The 19,975-nt window shown below is 62.7% G+C and carries 11 protein-coding genes; 8 read left to right on the top strand and 3 right to left on the bottom strand.

Features of this window, described 5'->3' with window-relative positions:
* Positions 1 to 101: 101 nt before the first annotated feature.
* Positions 102 to 2,561: a penicillin-binding protein 1A gene (locus ACM5SV_RS11090; RefSeq protein WP_222014273.1), complete on the bottom strand. Its 2,460-nt coding sequence runs from the start codon at positions 2,559 to 2,561 to the stop codon at positions 102 to 104.
* Positions 2,562 to 2,920: 359 nt separating this feature from the next.
* On the bottom strand, positions 2,921 to 4,177 hold the full coding sequence (locus tag ACM5SV_RS11085; RefSeq protein ID WP_017993635.1) for an N-acetylmuramoyl-L-alanine amidase: 1,257 nt from the start codon (positions 4,175 to 4,177) through the stop codon (positions 2,921 to 2,923).
* A 624-nt stretch (positions 4,178 to 4,801) separates the two neighbouring features.
* Between ACM5SV_RS11085 and ACM5SV_RS11080 the strand changes: the two genes are divergently transcribed.
* Positions 4,802 to 7,663 carry an Rne/Rng family ribonuclease gene (locus ACM5SV_RS11080; RefSeq protein ID WP_012756994.1) on the top strand — a complete coding sequence of 954 codons (2,862 nt, stop codon included), beginning with the start codon at positions 4,802 to 4,804 and terminating at the stop codon, positions 7,661 to 7,663.
* Positions 7,664 to 8,071: 408 nt separating this feature from the next.
* Here the strand turns inward: ACM5SV_RS11080 and ACM5SV_RS11075 are convergent, their stop codons facing one another.
* Positions 8,072 to 9,730, bottom strand: coding sequence for an acyl-CoA dehydrogenase family protein (locus ACM5SV_RS11075; RefSeq protein WP_012756993.1), 1,659 nt, complete (start codon positions 9,728 to 9,730; stop codon positions 8,072 to 8,074).
* A 179-nt stretch (positions 9,731 to 9,909) separates the two neighbouring features.
* On the opposite strand from ACM5SV_RS11075, the gene ACM5SV_RS11070 reads away from it, so the two are divergent.
* The 7 genes from ACM5SV_RS11070 (at position 9,910) to ACM5SV_RS11040 (ending at position 19,846) form a co-directional block, all read left to right on the top strand.
* Positions 9,910 to 10,866, top strand: a complete 957-nt coding sequence (locus ACM5SV_RS11070) for an aspartate carbamoyltransferase catalytic subunit (RefSeq protein ID WP_222014274.1) — start codon at positions 9,910 to 9,912, stop codon at positions 10,864 to 10,866.
* The gene (locus ACM5SV_RS11065) at positions 10,863 to 12,152 is read left to right on the top strand and encodes a dihydroorotase (protein ID WP_012756991.1); all 1,290 of its coding nucleotides are present in this window, start codon (positions 10,863 to 10,865) and stop codon (positions 12,150 to 12,152) included. The genes ACM5SV_RS11070 and ACM5SV_RS11065 overlap by 4 nt, the downstream gene beginning before the upstream one ends.
* Before the next feature lie 78 nt (positions 12,153 to 12,230).
* Positions 12,231 to 12,851 (top strand): glycerol-3-phosphate 1-O-acyltransferase PlsY, encoded by a 621-nt coding sequence (gene plsY / locus ACM5SV_RS11060; protein ID WP_012756990.1) that lies wholly within the window; start codon positions 12,231 to 12,233, stop codon positions 12,849 to 12,851.
* A complete protein-coding gene (dprA, locus tag ACM5SV_RS11055; RefSeq protein ID WP_012756989.1) occupies positions 12,851 to 13,993 on the top strand; it encodes a DNA-processing protein DprA in 1,143 nt (380 codons plus the stop codon). The genes plsY and dprA overlap by 1 nt, the downstream gene beginning before the upstream one ends.
* Positions 13,994 to 14,241: 248 nt before the next feature.
* Complete coding sequence (gene topA / locus ACM5SV_RS11050) at positions 14,242 to 16,896, top strand: type I DNA topoisomerase (protein WP_012756988.1); 2,655 nt, start codon at positions 14,242 to 14,244, stop codon at positions 16,894 to 16,896.
* A 1-nt stretch (position 16,897) separates the two neighbouring features.
* Complete coding sequence (gene rnr / locus ACM5SV_RS11045) at positions 16,898 to 19,270, top strand: ribonuclease R (RefSeq protein WP_222014275.1); 2,373 nt, start codon at positions 16,898 to 16,900, stop codon at positions 19,268 to 19,270.
* Between the two features lie 123 nt (positions 19,271 to 19,393).
* Entirely contained in the window at positions 19,394 to 19,846 is a 453-nt protein-coding gene (locus ACM5SV_RS11040) for a DUF983 domain-containing protein (RefSeq protein ID WP_113545956.1), read from the top strand.
* Positions 19,847 to 19,975: the final 129 nt, after the last annotated feature.

Here is a 19,975-nt window from a genome sequence, read left to right as displayed (position 1 = left end):
TCCTGCTTCTCTGTCTCGGTCTTCTTCAGGTGCTGGTGACATAGAGACGCCCGCCGCGGATGTAAAGGGCCGCAGCGGGCGTATAAAATTCAGGCCCTCGGTCAGAACAGGCCGGGCGTGCCGGTCTGGACGGCCTGGTTCGCCTGCGGCGAAGTCTTCAGGATTTCCTCCGGCGCCATGGTGCTGTCCATGCCGATCACGGAGAAGCTGTCGGCCGGGCCGGTGCCGGGCTTGAAGGCCTCGATGATGGTGTTCGGATCGCCGTCGCCGGCCGCCATGCCGGTCTTGCGGTCGATCGAAATCAGGTTCATGCCTGATGGAATGACGAACTTCGATTCCGGCGTGTCCTTGACGGCAGCCTGCATGAATTCGTTGAAGATCGGGGCGGACAAGACGCCGCCGGTGCCGCCGCGGCCGAGCGGGGCCGGCGTATCGAAGCCCATATAGAGGCCTGCGACCAGATCCGGCGTGAAGCCGACGAACCAGGCATCCTTCTCGTCGTTGGTGGTGCCGGTCTTGCCGGCGACGTCGCGACCGCCGAGATCGATCTTGCCGGCAGCGGTGCCGCGCTGGATGACGCCCTGCATCATCGAGGTGATCTGGTAGGCGGTCATCGGGTCGAGAACGGTTTCGCGATTGTCGACGATATTCGGCTCTTCCTGGTTCTGCCAGTCGCCGGCGTTGCAGCCCTCGCAGAGACGCTCCTCATGCTTGAAGATCGTCTTGCCGTAGCGGTCCTGGATGCGGTCGATCAATGTCGGCTTGATCTGCTTGCCGCCATTGGCGATGACCGAATAGGCCGAGACCATGCGCAGCACCGTCGTGTCGCCGGCGCCGAGCGACATGGAGAGAACCGGCAGCATGTGATCATAGATGCCGAAGCGCTCGGCATATTCGGCGACGATGTTCATGCCGAGATCGTTGGCGAGGCGCACCGTCATCAGATTGCGCGAATGCTCGATGCCCGAACGCAGCGTCGACGGGCCGCCGGATTCGCCGCCGTAGTTTTCCGGCCTCCAGACCTGGCCGCCCGAGACGATCTCGATCGGCGCGTCCATGATGACCGAAGCCGGCGTATAACCATTGTCCATCGCCGCCGCGTAGACGAAAGGCTTGAACGAGGAGCCCGGCTGACGCATCGCCTGGGTGGCGCGGTTGAACTCGGACTGGGCGTAGGAGAAGCCACCGACCATGGCGAGCACGCGGCCGGTCTTCGGATCCATGGCGACCAGACCACCTTGCACCTTCGGCGGCTGCTGCAGGCGATAGGAGGTCGACGCGTCGTCACCGAGCTTTGCGACATAGACAACGTCACCGGGGGACACGGCGCCGACCGGCGATTTCGTGGTCTTGCGGGCGCCGTCGGCCGAACGGAAGGCCCACTGCATGTTCTTGGCGTCGATCGTGCCGCGCTGGCGATCGGCCTCAACCTTGCCGCTTCCATCCTTGCCCGGCTGTAGGCCGATGTCGACGTTCGAGTCGGATACGGCGAGTACCACGGCAAGCCGCCATTCCGGCACATCGGACAGTGCGGGAATATCGGCAAGCGCTTTGCCCCAATCACCGCTCGCATCGATCTGCTTGATCGGGCCGTGGAAACCGCGGCGCTCGTCGTAAGTGACCAGACCGTCCTGCAGCGCCTTGCGGGCAGCGAGCTGCATCTGCGGATCGAGCGACGTGCGCACCGAAAGGCCGCCCTCATAAAGGACCTTTTCGCCGTACTGGTCGATCAGTTGGCGGCGCACGGCTTCGGCGAAAAAATCCGAAGCAAAGAGCGAGGGGCCGGTGGTGCGGGCGGTGACGCCGAGCGGCTGCTTCTTGGCTTCCTCGCCGTCAGGCTGGCTGACATAGCCGTTCTCGACCATCCGGTCGATCACCCAGTTCCGACGCTCGAGCGCAGCTTCCGGATGGCGGAACGGATGGTAATTGGCAGGACCCTTCGGCAGCGATGCCAGATAGGCGGCTTCGGCGACGGTCAGTTCGGTGACGGATTTGTTGAAATAGGTGAGTGCTGCGCCGGCGATGCCATAGGAATTCAGGCCGAAAAAGATCTCGTTCAGGTAGAGTTCGAGGATCTTGTCTTTGCTGTAGGCCTGCTCGATACGGAAGGAGAGGATCGCTTCCTTGATCTTGCGGTCGATCGTCTGGTCCGAGCTCAAAAGGAAATTCTTGGCCACCTGCTGGGTGATTGTCGAGGCACCGACCGGGCGGCGGCCGGAACCGAAATTCTGCAGGTTGACGAGGATTGCGCGGCCGAGACCGGTGAGATCAACGCCCGGGTGATTGTAGAAATTCTTGTCTTCGGCCGACAGGAAAGCGGCCTTCACGCGGTCGGGAATAGCCTGGATCGGCAGGAAGAGACGCTTTTCCTTGGCGTATTCGGCCATCAGAGCGCCGTTGCCGGCGTGCACGCGGGTGGTCACCGGCGGCGCATAGCTGTTCAGAACGGCATAGTCCGGGAGATCCTTCGCGACATTGGCGAGATAGATGGCAATACCCGCCGCCGCGACCAGAAACAGGACGCAGGCCATTCCGAAGAAATATCCAAGAAGTCTAACCATATTTCAGCTACCGGTCTCTTCGATCTTCAATCGGCGCAGCCGCAACGATTGCACAGATCAAGGCAATTTGCACGTTGCGCGGCTTACTCTATGAGCGCTACCGCCACAAGCCGAATTCCGCGCCTCAGGCTGCGAAACATAAGCCGGAGTAACGGCGTGAATGTGAGCAAAATAGGGCTGTCTGCGCCGCATTCACGGCTGCGGCCGCGTTTCATTAGAACTGTCACATCCAAGCAACGCCCGGCGCCGCCGTCAATCTGAGGTATCTTGCTCAGAATTTGATTCATGCGGCGCACTTAAATCTTTGTTTTCATGCATGTCGCCGTACTGCAACCGCTACAGATCTTTAGGCGGCGCCGTCAGCCGCCATTCGCCATGACGGCGGCGCGGTATCGCTTGACTGCGTCGGTCAAGAGACCGGCGATCTTGCCGCGCCAGGCCTCGTCGAGCAGCAGTTTCTCGTCCTCGGCATTCGAGAGGAAGCCGATCTCGAGAAGGATCGACGGCACGTCAGGCGCCTGCAGCACGCGGAAGCCGGCATGACGGTGCGGATTGTTGATGGTGCCGACCTGATCCTTGAAAGAATTCAGCACACTCTCGGCCAGCGAGATCGAGAAGGCCTGCGTCTCGCGCCGCGTCAGATCGAGCAGGATGTCGGCAACCTCCGGCGGCTCGGCGACCGTCTCCTTGCCGGCGATCTGATCGGAGAGGTTTTCACGTTCAGCAAGGTCGGCGGCGAGCTTGTCGGATGCCTTGTCGGAGATCGTGTAGACGGTCGCGCCGCGGATATCCTTCTGCTTCAGCGTGTCGGCATGCAGCGAAATGAAGAGGCCGGCATGATTCTGGCGTGCGATCAGCACACGCTGCGAAAGCGACAGGAACTCGTCATCTTCGCGCGTCAGGAAAGCCTTGATGCCCGGTTCCTTGTTCAGCCGGTCGGTCAAGGCCTTCGCGAAGGCAAGCGTCACCTGCTTTTCCTCGGTCTTGGTGTCGACGCCGATCGCGCCGGTGTCGATGCCGCCATGGCCGGCGTCGACGGCGATGACGAAATCGCCGGGCGCAGCCTTTTGCGGTGCCGGAATGGCGCTCGTCGTCTGAGCCGCCTCAGTCCGGTCGCTCCAGGATTGCGTCTTCACCAGTTCGGCAAAGGCCTTCTTGTCGATCATCTCTGCATCGAGCACGAGGCGATGGCCGTTGCCCGTCTCATCGGCCTGCACCTTGGCAAGCGCCAGCTTCACCGGCCCTGTCGTCGTCAGCACGATGCGGGCGCTCTCTTCGTCCATCTTGCCGTAGCGGATATCCTTGAACAGGCCGCGGGCGGCAAGATCCTTCGCCGCAAAACCGAAGGCGGTCGCCGGCAAGTCGACGACGATGCGTTCCGGATTGGCGATATAGTGGACGGAGAAACGCGGCTCGCGATCGAAATCGATGACGATGCGGGTCCTTGCGTCGTCGCCGACGATGCGCGCGCCATAGGCAAGCAGCGGATCCTTGGCCTCGACGGAGCTGGCAGCTGCCGGCAGCAGACTAACGACCAGAAGCGCCGCCAGAACCCGCCTTGCGAATGTCGATCGCCGCGCTGCGGATTTCGCCGCGATCCGAGCCCTCTTAAACAATAAACCGCCACACCCTATCTGTATTGCGATGGACCCGACGCGGCTGCGGCCAACGTCCCTGTGACGAAACACCCGCTGCAGCCTGCCGAATCGCGATCACTTTATCCCCAGCTTCTATGCGTTGCGAAATCCATCAATATTATGGCACATTTGGCTTTTCCCTTGCTATTGTGACACAGAAAACATACAACGAATTTCAGGGTAAAGTGTTGACGGGATAGAGTCGCCGCGAAGGCTGCCAGCCAGATCAGGACCTGGCGCCACACCGGTCATCGTCCGCCGTCTCATGCGCTTAATCCCTAGAACTGGATCCTGATTTTCCGGCTTATTGTCGGAATTCATTGGTGGATCAGCCACCACGCTCTCAGGGAGCAAACTCATCGGACCCGAACGGGTCTTCGTATTTGTCGATCACGCTTGGTTGTTGATGGTTTCGCAGCAGGTTTTATCTGAAGTGTACAGGCCCCGGACCGAAATGGTTCCGGCTGCGGTCTGGCTGCTGCCCTCCCCCTCGCATCAGGCGCGACTTTCATTATCCGGCGCGGCTACAGTGGACCGCATTCTTTCTGTCTCAACAGCAGTCGGGAATGCGCTCTCGCGGCCACGCCGAGGAGCACAGCTTACATGGCAGACAAAATGCTTATCGATGCGTCTCACGAGGAAGAGACGCGCGTCGTTGTCGTTCGCGGGAACCGCATAGAAGAATTTGACTTCGAGTCCCAGCACAAGAAGCAGATCCGCGGCAACATCTATCTTGCAAAGGTGACGAGGGTCGAACCCTCGCTGCAAGCCGCCTTCGTCGATTACGGCGGCAACCGGCACGGTTTCCTGGCCTTCGCCGAAATCCATCCCGACTATTATCAGATACCGCTTGCCGACCGTCAGGCGCTGCTTCGGGCCGAAGCCGAGGAGCATCGCCGCGACGAAGACGTCGAGCATGTCGAAACCGCGCCGATGGTCGATCTTTCCAAGCAGGATCAGCCGGATGTCGGCATCGCGCCGGAAGCGGCTGCCGTAACGGAAGAGACCGCAGCGGTAGAGGCCGCGGCATCGCCCGAGGCCGCCGAGGAAGCGCCGGCCAAGAAGGCAAGGCCGCGTCGCAGCCGCAAGAAGGCAGCCGAACCGGTTGCCGAAACGACCGCGACCGAGGACGCTGTTCCCACAGACGTCGAAGCCGAAGGCGCGTCGAGCGTCGACAATGAGGATGACGGTTCGACCGGCGGCGCGATGGCCGCGATGGTGGAAACCGACTCGATCTCCGAGGACGTCGATACCAGCAAGCGTCGCCACGATGACGACGACGATGATGACGATCACGGTGAAGAAGAAGTCATCGAATCCGTCGGCGCCGAAGACGCGATGGAAGAAGTGCCGGACCGCGTGCAGCGCAAGCCGCGCAAGCAGTACCGCATCCAGGAAGTCATCAAGCGCCGCCAGATCCTGCTCGTGCAGGTCGCCAAGGAAGAGCGCGGCAACAAGGGTGCAGCCCTTACCACCTATCTCTCGCTCGCCGGCCGCTATTCGGTTTTGATGCCGAACACGGCGCGCGGCGGCGGCATTTCCCGCAAGATCACCAATCCTGCCGACCGCAAGCGCCTGAAGGAAATCGCGCGCCTGCTCGAGGTGCCGCAGGGCATGGGCGTCATCCTTCGCACCGCCGGTGCCAACCGCACCAAGGTGGAGGTCAAGCGCGACTTCGAATATCTGATGCGCCTTTGGGAGAACGTGCGCACGCTGACGCTGGCGTCCACCGCTCCCTGCCTCGTCTACGAGGAAGGCTCGCTGATCAAGCGTTCGATCCGCGACCTCTACAACAAGGATATCAGCGAAGTCATCGTTTCCGGCGAAGAAGGCTATCGTGAAGCGAAAGACTTCATGAAAATGCTGATGCCGAGCCATGCCAAGGTGGTTCAGCCCTATCGCGACATCCATCCGATCTTTTCGCGTTCCGGCATCGAGGCTCAGCTCGACCGCATGCTGCAGCCGCAGGTGACGCTGAAGTCCGGCGGCTATCTGATCATGAACCAGACCGAAGCGCTGGTTTCGATCGACGTCAACTCCGGCCGCTCGACCCGCGAACATTCGATCGAGGACACCGCGCTGCAGACGAATCTGGAGGCTGCAGACGAAGTCGCCCGCCAGCTTCGCCTTCGCGACCTTGCCGGCCTGATCGTCATCGACTTCATCGACATGGAAGAGAAGCGCAACAACCGCGCCGTCGAGAAGAAGCTGAAGGAATGCCTGAAGAACGACCGTGCCCGCATCCAGGTCGGCCGGATCTCGCATTTCGGCCTGCTCGAAATGTCGCGCCAGCGCATCCGCGCTTCGGTTCTCGAATCGACGACGCAGGTCTGCTCGCATTGCGGCGGCAGCGGCCATGTGCGTTCGCAGTCCTCCGTCGCCCTGCATGTCCTGCGCGGCATCGAGGAATATCTGCTCAAGAACACCACGCACAACATCACCGTGCGCACCACGCCTGACATCGCGCTCTACCTGCTCAACCACAAGCGCCAGACGATCATCGATTATGAGAGCCGCTTCGGCGTTGCGATCATCATCGATGCGGACGGCTCGGTCGGCGCGCAACATTTCGCGATCGATCGCGGCGAGCCGGTGGAAAACCCGGTCAAGATTGAAACCCTCTTCAACTTCGCAGCCATTCCCGAGGATGACGACGACGACATCGTCATCGAAGTGGATGAGGAGGAAGACGAGGAACTCGAGGAAAAGCCGGCCGTTTCCGAGCGGCCCGTCGCGGCCCGCGCGGAAAGCGAAGCCGACGGCAATCGCAAGCGCAAGCGCCGCAGGCGCCGCCGCGGCCGCAACGGCAATGCCGAACAGCCGCTATCAGCGACAGGCGAAGCCGGCGACGAGGATGAGGACGGCGACGACGAGGGTGGCGAAGGTGATGAAAACACCGAAGCCACGCCCGAGACACGTGCCGAAAGCGAGGAATCGCAGCGCCGCAAGCGGCGCCGTCGCGGCAAGCGGGGCGGCCGTCGCAATCGCGCCGAGGATGGTTCGGAACTGACGGCTGGCGAAGCCGGTGAAGACAATGGCGGCGACGAGGACGAAGGCGACGACGTTTCGAACGACGGCGCTCCGAGCGAAGCCGTAGCGGTCGAGGCGATTGCCGAACAGGCCGACGAAGGCCAGGCCGCGATGGCAGCCGTCGAGAGCGCGCCTGTCATAACCGAAGAGGTGAAGCCCGCCCGTGCCCGCGGCCGCCGCAAACCGGCCGCAGCGCCGGTTGAGGAACCGGTTGCAGAGACGGCCCCTGCGGTCGAGGCCGAACCCGAACTGGTAGAAGCCTCCGCCGATCTCGAAACATCGGTTCAGGAAGAGGCAAAGCCGGTTCGCGCCAACCGCGAATCCAACATCTCCTCCTCCGAGCCGACGGTGAAATCCACCCGCGTCGAGAATGTCGAAGGCGATGACGGCAAGCCGAAGAAAGCCGGCTGGTGGCAGCGCCGTGGCTTCTTCTGAACGCTGATTTTTGGACGTAAACACTGAAATCCGGCCGCGGCGACGCGGCCGGATTTTCGTTTATGGCGATGACATCGTCGCCGAGCTTGAACTGCCGTGACGTGGATGTGTATCTCTATGATAATCATACTCATGGGGCGCGATCATGCGGACGAATATCGGTATCGATGATGCCTTGCTCGACGCAACAATGACCACCACGGGACAAAAAGGCCACCGTCGACCAGGCTTTGCGAAGCCTCGTTGAGAGGCACCGCCGGAAAAATCCGATCGTAGATCTTGCAGGGATAGGCTGGGAAGGCGACCTCGGCGCGATACGTCGCGACCGGCCGGACGATAAACGATGATCGCCGTAGGACAATCCGATGGCCGAGCGTCTTGGCCTCGGGATCGCCTACCCCGCTGCGGTCAGGCCGCTGGCGGATAGAGCAGGTCGACGATGTAGCTGGCGTCGAAGCGGGAATCGAGCATGCCGTAGGTGGATCGCCAGCCGCCGGCAAGACGCGTCTCGATGAAGGCATCGGCAATGCGCCCTGCCCCAAGGCGATAGAGTTCGGCTGCACCGGCGGCGAGCGCCAGTTGCTCGACGAGCAGGCGCGCGGCGCCCTCGTCCTGTTCGCAAAGCGCGATTGCAGCGCGCAGCACGTCGATCGTCTTCTTGCCAGCAGGGCCGAGATCGCGGGCAAGGCCGGCGAAGACCGTTTCGAACAGATCCTTGCCGCGGTTCAGCACGCGCAGCACGTCGAGCGCCATGACGTTGCCGGAGCCTTCCCAGATGGCGTTGACCGGAGCCTCGCGGTAATGGCGGGCGATCGGACGCTCTTCGATGTAGCCGTTGCCGCCGATGCATTCCATCGCCTCGTAGATCAGCGCCGGTGCGATCTTACAGCACCAGTATTTGGCGACAGGCGTCATGACGCGGGCATAGGCCGCGTCCTCGGCGTTGCCGCGCGCCTTGTCGAAGGCGTCGGCTAGACGGAAGGACAGTGCCGTCGCGGCGGCAACATCGAGCGCCATGTCGGCGAGCACGCGCGTCATGATCGGCTGGTTGACGAGCATTTTGCCGAAGACGCTGCGGCCGCGGGTGTGGTGCACGGCTTCGGCGAGCGAGGCGCGCATCATGCCTGACGAGGCCAGCGCGCAGTCGAGCCGCGTCAGCGTCACCATGTCGAGGATGGTGCGGATACCGGCATCCGGACCACCGAGCAGAAAACCGAACGTGTCTGTAAACTCGACCTCGGAGGAGGCGTTGGAGCGGTTGCCGACCTTGTCCTTCAGCCGCTGGAATTGCAGCCCGTTGGCGGAACCATCCTCCAGAAGGCGCGGCACGAGGAAGCAGCCCATGCCCTCCTTCGTCTGCGCCAGCATGATGAAAGCATCGCTCATCGGTGCCGACATGAACCACTTGTGCCCGGACAGCCGGTAGATGCCCTCGCTGACCTTTTCGGCAGCGCTCCTGTTGGCGCGCACATCCGTGCCGCCCTGCTTTTCCGTCATGCCCATGCCGATGGTCACGGCGGATTTTTGCATGGCGGGCTTGTTCGACGAATCATATTTGCGCGAGAGAATTTTGGGCGCCCAGTCCTTCTGGACCGCGGGCGAAGCCGAGAGCGCCGCAACGGAAGCGCTCGTCATCGTCAGCGGGCAGAGATGGCCGGATTCCAGCTGTGACGTCAGATAAAACCGCGCGGCGCGAACCTTGTGGGCCTCGTCCTTGGCATCGGTATCGGCCTGGGGATCCCAGACGGAGGAATGCAGGCCGACCGACATCGAGCGCCGCATCAGCGCATGCCAGGCAGGATGGAATTCGACGACGTCGAGGCGCTCACCGCGTGGACCATGAGTGCGCAGCTGCGGCGTGCCCTGGTTTGCCATGCGCGCCATCTCCTGCGCCTCTGGCGAGGTGACGTAGCGGCCCATGTTTTCCAGGTCTTCGCGGATGCCGCGCGGCAGGGCCGCCGTCAGATCGACGATCAACGGATCAGATCGATAGGCATTGATGCCGGACCACAGGCTCGGCTGGTTGAGTTCTGCGAGTTTGTCATCAGTCCGGTTGGCGGAGGTCATAATTCGCTTCTAGTGTAAGAACCCGGCAAAGGGAAACCGGAAGTTATGATTCGGTTCATTCTGCTCTATCGGAATTCGGGCGAAAATGCATGGGGACATAAGCCTTTGCCCACAGCACATGCTTGCCCCGGCGGGCAGCACTCTTTATAGACCCGCCAGAGACAGCAAGAGGCAGGGTCATGGTCTTTTTCCCCCACCGCCACCTCATCGGCATCAAGGGCCTCACCGAGCAGGATATCACCTATCTTCTCGACAAGGCGGACGAGGCCGTCAAGATCAGCCGCCAGAGAGAGAAGAAAACGTCGACGCTGCGCGGACTGACGCAGATCAACCTCTTCTTCGAGGCATCAACCCGCACACAGGCCTCCTTCGAGCTTGCCGGCAAGCGGCTCGGCGCCGACGTGATGAACATGTCGGTTGGCAATTCCTCGGTGAAGAAAGGCGAAACGCTAATCGACACGGCGATGACGCTGAATGCGATGCGCCCCGACGTGCTGGTGATCCGCCATTCGAGCGCCGGTGCCGCCGCCCTTCTCGCCCAGAAGGTCTCCTGCTCGGTCGTCAATGCCGGCGACGGGCAGCACGAACATCCGACCCAGGCACTGCTCGACGCGCTGACGATCCGCCGCGCCAAGGGCAAACTTTCGCGCATCATCGTGGTGATCTGCGGCGACGTGCTGCATTCGCGGGTGGCGCGCTCCAATATCCTGCTGCTCAACGCCATGGGCGCCCGCGTGCGTGTCGTCGCGCCCGCGACCCTCCTGCCGGCCGGCATCGCCGAGATGGGCGTCGAGGTCTTCCATTCGATGAAGGAAGGGCTGAAGGGCGCCGACGTGGTGATGATGCTGCGGCTGCAGCGCGAGCGCATGTCCGGCGCCTTCGTGCCTTCGGTGCGCGAATACTATCACTTCTACGGGCTCGACGCCGAAACGCTGAAAGCGGCGAAGGAAGATGCGCTCGTCATGCATCCCGGCCCGATGAACCGCGGCGTCGAAATCGCTTCGGAAGTGGCGGACGGGCCGCAGAGCGTCATCGCCGAACAGGTGGAAATGGGGGTCGCGGTGCGCATGGCCGTCATGGAGACGCTGCTCGTCTCGCAGAACCAAGGCCCCCGAAGCGATGGAATGATGGCATGAGCAACCCGATCGTCCTCAAGAACGTCCGCATCATCGACCCGTCGCGCAATCTCGACGAGGTGGGGACGATCATTGCCGAAAACGGCGTGATTCTCGCCGCCGGCGGCAAGGCGCAGAACCAGGGCGCGCCTGATGGAGCCGTCATCCGCGACTGCACGGGCCTTGTCGCGACGCCCGGCCTCGTCGATGCGCGCGTCCATGTCGGCGAACCCGGCGGCGAACACCGTGAGACGATCGCCTCGGTGAGCCGGGCGGCCGCCGCCGGCGGCGTCACCTCGATCATCATGATGCCGGACACCGATCCCATCATCGACGACATCGCACTCGTCGAATTCGTCAAGAAGACGGCGCGGGATACGGCCGCCGTCAACGTCTATCCGGCAGCCGCCATCACCAAGGGCCTTGCCGGCGAGGAGATGACGGAGATCGGCCTGTTGATGCAGGCAGGCGCCGTCGCCTTTACCGATGCCCATTCCAGCGTCCACGACACACAGGTGCTGCGCCGGATCATGACCTATGCGCGCGAATTCGGCGCCGTCATCTGCTGCGAAACACGCGACAAATATCTCGGCGCCAACGGCGTCATGCATGAGGGGCTTTTCGCCAGCTGGCTCGGGCTTTCCGGCATTCCAAAGGAAGCCGAGCTCATCCCGCTCGAACGCGATCTGAGGATCGCGCAGCTGACGCGCGGCCGTTATCACGCCGCGATGATCTCGGTGCCGGAATCGGTCGAGGCGATCGAGCGCGCCCGCAGCCGCGGCGCCAAGGTGACCTGCGGCATCTCGATCAACAATCTGGCGCTCAACGAAAACGACATCGGCGAATACCGCACCTTCTTCAAGCTCTATCCGCCGCTGCGCCCGGAAGACGACCGGGTGGCGATGGCCGACGCCCTTGCGAGCGGCGCGATCGATATCATCGTCTCCTCGCACGACCCGCAGGATGTCGATACGAAGCGCCTGCCCTTCGGCGAGGCGGAGGACGGCGCGATCGGCCTCGAAACCATGCTAGCGGCAGCCCTCAGGCTTCATCATGGCGGCCAGGTGAGCCTGATGCGTCTGATCGACGCCATGTCGACCCGTCCCGCTCAGATTTTCGGCCTGAATGCCGGCACGCTGAAGCCGGGCGCTGCGGCTGATATCGCGTTGATCGATCTCGATGAGCCTTGGCTTGTCGCCAAAGACATGCTTCTCTCCCGCTCGAAGAACACTCCGTTCGAGGATGCGCGCTTCAGTGGGCGGGCGGTTGCGACATACGTCTCGGGAAAGCTTGTCCACGCAATTTAGAACCGACACTATCGCCGTCCATCCCCCAGCGGGAGAAGGCTGACTCGAGGATAGGCCACGTAGAGGCTGAGGGGGCAAATGTTATCCAATCTCATGTCATGGCAGATCACGCTGCCGATCGCGCTTGCCGCCGCCATTATCGGCTATCTCTTCGGCTCGATCCCTTTCGGCCTGATCCTCACGCGCGCCGCCGGCCTCGGCGACGTGCGCAGCATCGGCTCCGGCAATATCGGCGCGACCAATGTGCTGAGAACAGGAAACCGGACGCTCGCCGCAGCGACGCTGCTGCTCGATGCGCTGAAGGCATCGGCCGCGGCCTGGGTCGTCGGCTATTTCCTCGGCGAGGAGGCCGCGATCATCGCCGGCTTCTTCGCCTTTATCGGCCATCTCTTCCCGGTGTGGATCGGCTTCAAGGGCGGCAAAGGTGTCGCCACCTATATCGGTACCCTGCTCGGCGTCGCGCCGATCATGGTCGTGCTCTTCGCTGCCGTCTGGCTGGCGGTCGCTTTCACCACCCGTTACTCCTCGCTGTCGGCGCTGGTCGCCATGCTTGTCATTCCGATTGCGCTATGGATACTGGGTAACGAAAAGGTTGCGGCTGTCATGGCGATCATGACCCTCATCTCCTACTGGAAGCACAAGGCGAATATTTCCCGCCTGATGAGCGGGACGGAAAGCAAAATCGGGGCAAAGGGATAATGGATGCGCTGAGCGCCGGACCAAAAGGCGTCGCGCTGACCGAACGGCAAAGAATTGCCTGGCTGCGCCTTATCCGTTCCGACAATATCGGCCCTGCCACCTTTCGCGACCTCATCAATCATTTCGGCTCGGCCGAGGCAGCGCTAGCCGCACTGCCGGAGCTTTCGGCGCGCGGCGGCGCCACGCGGGCAATCCGCATAGCCAGTGAGGCCGAGGCGCATCGGGAACTCGAGGCGGCGCGTCGCTTCGGCGCCCGCTTCGTCGGTATTGGCGAACCGGACTACCCGCAAGCGCTGAAGCAGATCGACGGCGCGCCGCCGCTTCTGGCCGTCAAGGGCGCGCTTGCCGCCGCCAATCGGCCGGCCGTCGGCATCGTCGGCTCGCGCAACGCCTCGATCGCAGGCGCGAAATTCGCGGCGATGGTGGCGCGCGACTGCGGCCGGGCGGGTTACACAGTGGTCTCCGGCCTGGCGCGCGGCATAGACACCGCTGCCCACCGGGCAAGCCTCGACACAGGCACGATCGCAGCGCTCGCCGGCGGCCTCGACCAGCCCTACCCGCCGGAGAATATCGGCCTTCTCGAAGAGATAACAGGCGGCAATGGCTTGGCGGTGAGCGAAATGCCCTTCGGCTGGGAGCCGCGCGCCCGCGACTTCCCGCGCCGCAACCGGCTGATCGCCGGCATCGGGCTTGGCCTCGTCGTCATCGAAGCGGCGGCGCGTTCAGGCTCGCTGATCACGGCGCGGCTTGCCGGCGAGTTCGGCCGCCTGGTGTTTGCCGTGCCCGGCTCACCGCTCGATCCGCGCTGCCATGGCACCAACGGCCTGCTGAAGGACGGCGCTTCGATCGTCACCGCTCCCGCCGATGTCGTCGAGGCCTTGGCGCCGCTTGCGCAATTCGACCTGTTCCCGTCATCGATGGCGGAGGAACCCGCCCCTGATGGCAAGCCGATGTCGGTGCCGCCCGGGGATTCCGATCGAAACCGCATCATCGATGCGCTCGGGCCGACGCCGGTCGAGATCGACGACGTCATCCGCCATACCGGCCTATCGGCATCCGCGGTCTATCTCATCCTTCTGGAACTCGATATATCAGGCAGGCTGCACCGGCATCAGGGCGGCCTCGTCTCGCTTTCCGATTGAACCTGGGCACGACATCGGGCGGCGGCTTTCGAATTGCCGAACTCTGAGTCGAAAACCTTCGATAGCATATCTAAAATTGTATTTTGCCGATAATCTTCCTTTGGCTGCAGCGGACACAAGAGGTAAAATTGTAGCAAACCCCTTGACCGCAGCGATTTCCCTGTCCATGTCGGAGGGCCGATATCCATGTTGCGGTGTGTGTCGCGCTGGCTTCAACGCTGGCGTCGTTTCCTTTTTAGAGAATCATCATGAATGTTGTAGTGGTGGAATCGCCTGCCAAGGCCAAGACGATCAATAAGTATCTGGGTCCGGGATACAAAGTGCTCGCCTCCTTCGGCCATGTGCGCGATCTGCCTGCCAAGGACGGCTCCGTTCTTCCTGATCAGGATTTCGAAATGCTTTGGGAGGTCGATAGCGCCTCCGCCAAGCGGATGAAGGACATTGCCGACGCGGTGAAGTCCGCCGATGGCCTGTTTCTCGCGACCGACCCGGATCGCGAAGGCGAAGCGATTTCCTGGCACGTTCTCGACATGCTGAACAAGAAGCGCGTGCTGAACGGCAAACCGGTCAAGCGCGTCGTCTTCAATGCGATCACCAAGAAAGCGGTGCTCGACGCGATGGCCGATCCGCGCGACATCGACGTGCCGCTGGTCGATGCCTATCTCGCGCGCCGCGCGCTCGACTATCTCGTCGGCTTCAATCTTTCGCCGGTGCTGTGGCGCAAGCTGCCCGGCGCACGTTCGGCCGGCCGCGTCCAGTCTGTGGCGCTGCGTCTCGTCTGCGACCGCGAATCCGAGATCGAGCGCTTCATTTCCGAAGAGTACTGGAACATCTCAGCGCTCCTGAAGACGCCGCGCGGCGACGAGTTCGAGGCAAGACTGGTTTCGGCGAATGGCAAACGACTGCAGCCGCGCGCAATCGGTAACGGCGAGGATGCCGGCCGGCTCAAGGCCTTGCTCGAAGGCGCGAGCTACGTCGTCGACTCTGTCGAGGCGAAACCGGTCAAACGTAATCCCGGACCGCCCTTCACGACCTCGACGCTGCAACAGGCCGCCTCCTCCAACCTCGGCTTCTCGGCCTCGCGCACCATGCAGGTTGCCCAAAAGCTCTATGAGGGCGTCGATATCGGCGGCGAGACGGTCGGTCTGATCACCTATATGCGAACCGACGGCGTGCAGATGGCGCCCGAGGCGATCGACGCGGCGCGCAGTGCCATCGTCGACCAGTTCGGCGAACGCTACATGCCGGAGAAGCCGCGCTTCTATTCGACCAAGGCGAAGAACGCCCAGGAGGCGCACGAGGCGATCCGTCCGACCGATTTCGACCGCTCGCCCGACCGTGTCCGCAAATTCCTCGATGCCGACCAGATCCGGCTCTACGAGCTGATCTGGAAGCGCGGCATCGCCAGCCAGATGGCGTCGGCCGAGATCGAGCGCACGACGGCTGAAATCACCGCCGACAACAAGGGCGAGAAGGCCGGGCTTCGTGCCGTCGGTTCGGTCATCCGATTCGATGGTTTCATCGCCGCCTATACCGACCAGAAGGAAGATGGCGAGCAGAGCGACGATGGCGACGAGGATGGCCGTCTGCCGGAGATCATTGCGCGCGAGGCGCTCGCCAAGCAGAAGATCAATTCGACGCAGCATTTCACCGAACCGCCGCCGCGCTATTCGGAAGCGACGCTGATCAAGAAGATGGAAGAGCTCGGCATCGGCCGCCCCTCCACCTATGCCGCGACGCTGGCAACGCTGCGCGACCGCGACTATGTGACGATCGACAAGCGCAAGCTGATCCCGCAGGCCAAGGGCCGGCTGGTGACGGCTTTCCTCGAGAGCTTCTTCACCAAATATGTCGAATACGACTTCACCGCCGATCTCGAAGAGAAGCTTGACCGGATTTCCGCCGGCGAGTTGAACTGGAAGCAGGTGCTGCGCGATTTCTGGAAGGATTTCTTCGCCCAGATCGAGGACACCAAGGAACTGCGCGTCACCAACGTGCTGGATTCGCTGAACGAGGCGCTGGCACCGCTCGTCTTCCCGAAACGGGAGGACGGCAGCGACCCCAGAATCTGTCAGGTCTGCGGCACCGGCAACCTGTCGCTGAAGCTCGGCAAATACGGCGCCTTCGTCGGCTGCTCGAACTATCCGGACTGCAACTACACCCGCCAGCTCTCCTCCGAAAACGGCGGAGATGCGGATGGTGCTGCGCTCAACGAGCCGAAGAACCTCGGCACCGATCCGACCACCGGCGAGGAACTGACGCTGCGTTCCGGCCGCTTCGGCCCCTATATCCAGCGCGGCGACGGCAAGGAAGCCAAACGGGCCTCGCTGCCGAAGGGCTGGAAACCCGAGGACATCGATTATGAAAAGGCGATGGCGCTGATCTCGCTGCCGCGCGATATCGGCAAACATCCCGAATCGGGCAAGATGATCTCGTCAGGCATCGGCCGCTATGGGCCGTTCCTCCTGCATGACGGTTCCTATGCCAATCTGGAAACCGTCGAGGACGTGTTCTCGGTCGGCCTCAACCGCGCCGTGACTGTTATCGCCGAAAAGGCGAACCAGGCACCCGGCCGGGGCGCGCGCGGCACACCGGCGGCACTAAAGACGCTCGGCGATCATCCTGATGGCGGCGCCATTACCGTTCGCGACGGCAAATACGGCCCCTATGTCAACTGGGGCAAGGTCAACGCCACACTGCCGAAGGGCAAGGATCCCCAGGCGATCACCGTCGAGGAGGCGCTCGCCTTGATCGCCGAGAAGGCCGGAAAGACACCTGTGGGCAAAGCGGCCAAGACGAAAGCCAAGCCGAAGGCAGCGGCCGCCGAAGCCAAGAGCACCAAGACGGCCGCCAAACCGAAGGCAACGAAGGCGAAGGCGCCTGCGAAATCGAAAAAGAGCTGACGTGAGCAGGATACCGCGCCAGAGAACGAACCCTGCGGGCAAGCGCCCGGGCAAGACCGGACACGCCGGCAAGGATGCTCCCACCGTCGAGCCGCTCAACATCGTCCATGGCGCGCTGCCTTCGCGCGAGGTGGTTCTGCGCTTCATCGCCGATCATCCGCAGAAAGCGTCCAAGCGTGAACTGGCCAAGGCTTTCGGTCTGAAAGGCGATAGCCGCGTCGAACTCAAGCAGATGCTGCAGGAGCTTGAGCAGGAAGGCATGCTGCAGAAAAACCGCAAGTCGCTAATCCGGCCCGGTGCGCTGCCGCCTGTCACCGTTCTCGATATCACCACGCGTGACAAGGACGGCGATCTGATCGGCCGGCCGGCGGAATGGCCGGACGACCAGGGCGTAGCACCGGCTGTCGCCATCCGCCAGCAATCGCCCGCAGGCCGCCAGGGCAAGGGGAAGGCGCCCGTCGCCGGGCTCGGCGACCGTATCCTGGCAAAAATCTTCCCGGCCGTCGATCGCGGCGGGCCGGCCTATACGGCGCGGATCATCAAGGTGATCGACAGGCGCCGCGGCGCCTCGATGGGCGTTTTCCGCACTGCACCTGATGGTGGCGGCCGGCTGCTGCCGATCGAACGGCGCGGCGAGGAGATGGTGATCGATCCCGACTTCACCGGCGGCGCCACGGATGGCGATCTGGTCGAAGTCGAAATCGCCCGTCTCGGCCGTTTCGGCCTACCGCGCGCCAAGGTGCTTTCCGTCGTCGGTTCCGTCGGTTCGGAAAAAGCGCTCTCGATGATCGCAATCCATGCCCACGGCATTCCGCATGTCTTCCCGCCGGCCGTCATCGCCGAAGCGGAAGCTGCAAGGCCCGCCACCATGTCGCATCGCGAGGATTGGCGCGACGTACCGCTGATCACCATTGACCCGGCCGATGCCAAGGACCATGACGACGCTGTCTATGCCGAGCTCGATCCCTCGCCCGACAATCCCGGCGGCGTCATCGTCACCGTCGCGATTGCCGACGTCTCCTGGTATGTCCGCCCCAATTCACCGCTCGACCGTGAGGCACTGAAGCGTGGCAACTCCGTTTATTTCCCCGATCGTGTCGTGCCGATGCTGCCGGAGCGCATCTCCAACGATCTCTGCTCGCTGAAGCAAGGCGTCGACCGCCCGGCACTCGCCGTGCGCATGAGCTTTTCCGGGGAAGGCCGCAAGATCGGCCATATCTTTCATCGCATCATGATGAAGAGTGCAGCCAAGCTCTCCTACCAGCAGGCGCAGGCGGCGATCGACGGAAAGCCGGACGATCAGACCGGGCCGATGCTCGAGCCGATCCTGAAGCCGCTCTGGCACGCCTATGAGGTGATGAAGCGTGGACGCGACCGGCGCCAGCCGCTGGAACTCGACATGCCGGAGCGCAAGATCCTCCTGAAGCCCGACGGCACGGTCGACCGGGTCGTCGTGCCGCCACGGCTCGATGCGCATAAGCTGATCGAAGAGATGATGATCCAGGCGAATGTGTGCGCCGCCGAGACCTTGGAAAAGAAACGTCAGCCGCTGATCTACCGCATCCATGACGGCCCGACGCTTGCCAAGCAGGAGATCCTGCGCGAGTTCCTGGCCACGCTCGGCATCTCGCTTGCCAAAGGCGGCAACATGCGCGCCAACAACTTCAACGGCATTCTGGCGAAGGCGGATGGCACGCCGCATCAGACCATGGTGAGCGAGATGGTGCTGCGTTCACAGAGCCAGGCGATCTATGGCCCGGAGAATATCGGGCATTTCGGCCTCAACCTGATGAAATACGCCCACTTCACCTCGCCGATCCGCCGCTACGCCGACCTCGTCGTGCATCGCGCCCTCGTCGGCTCGCTCGGCTTCGGCGAAGGCGGCATCACTCCTGACGAAGAGGCAGCACTTGACGATATCGCGGCTGAAATCTCGACATTCGAGCGCCGGGCCATGGCAGCTGAGCGCGAGACAGTCGACCGGCTGATCGCGCATCACCTCAGCGGCCGGGTCGGCGAGGAATTTCCCGGGCGGGTTTCGGGCGTGACGAAATCGGGGCTTTTTATCGCCCTGCCGGACTATGGCGCCGACGGTTTCGTCCCTATATCTACGCTCGGCAGCGATTACTTCATCTATGACGAGGCGCATCAGGCGCTTTCCGGTGAAAAGACGGGGCTCGGCTATCGCCTGGGCGATAGCGTCACCGTGAAGCTTGCCGAAGCGATCCCGCTTGCCGGCGCGCTGCGTTTCGAAATGGTCAGCGAGGGTCGCGAGATGCCGGCGGCAGTGCGCTCCTTCCACAAGGCGGGCCGCCGCGACAGGGGCCAGGTCCGCAAGAAGCCCGGAACGAGGCCGCCGCGCGGACGGCACTAAAGCGCGTCGCAATCGTTCAGATTGGCTCCCCGCGCCGTAGGTCCTTGTTTTTACGCATGTCGTTATCGCGAAACCGCAGCACAGTTTCGCGCGACATGCTTTAGATCCGAAGAGGAACATGCGATGAGCACACCGACCGATCCGGTTGCCCGCTACGGGGATACGCCCCAGGTCGAGCGTCCGCTTGGGCGCTCCATTATGCGCGGGTTGATGAACCGCTGTCCTGCCTGCGGCAACGGCAAGCTCTTTCGTGCCTTCCTGAAGCCGGTCGATCATTGCGCGGCCTGCGGCGAGGCGATGCATCACCAACGCGCCGACGACCTGCCACCCTATATCGTCATCCTCGTCCTCGGCCACGTCGTGGTCGGCGGCTATATGCTGACCGACATGACCTTCGTGCTGCCGGTCTGGGTCCATCTGGCCATCTGGGCGCCGATCACCGTTATCGCCGCGCTTGCCTCGATCCAGCCGATCAAGGGCGGGGTCATCGGTCTGCAATGGGCACTGCGCATGCACGGCTTCGGCGGCGAGAGTGATGGTCCGGACGATTATGACATCCCCGGCCGGCCGAATTAGCCCCTTCACCTTCCAGACATATTTAACGTGTAGTGCCAGCCCTCCACCGACCACCACCCAAATGCGGGAGCCAAGGATCCTCAAGACCTGACATGGTTAGCATTTCTTGCCCGAACGGGCTTTACATTC

The organism is Rhizobium sp. CRRU65 (assembly GCF_048551595.1).
Classification (GTDB): domain Bacteria; phylum Pseudomonadota; class Alphaproteobacteria; order Rhizobiales; family Rhizobiaceae; genus Rhizobium; species Rhizobium leguminosarum_J.
Note: the sequence above shows the minus strand (reverse complement) of the source record. Positions and strands in the feature narration are given on the sequence as shown.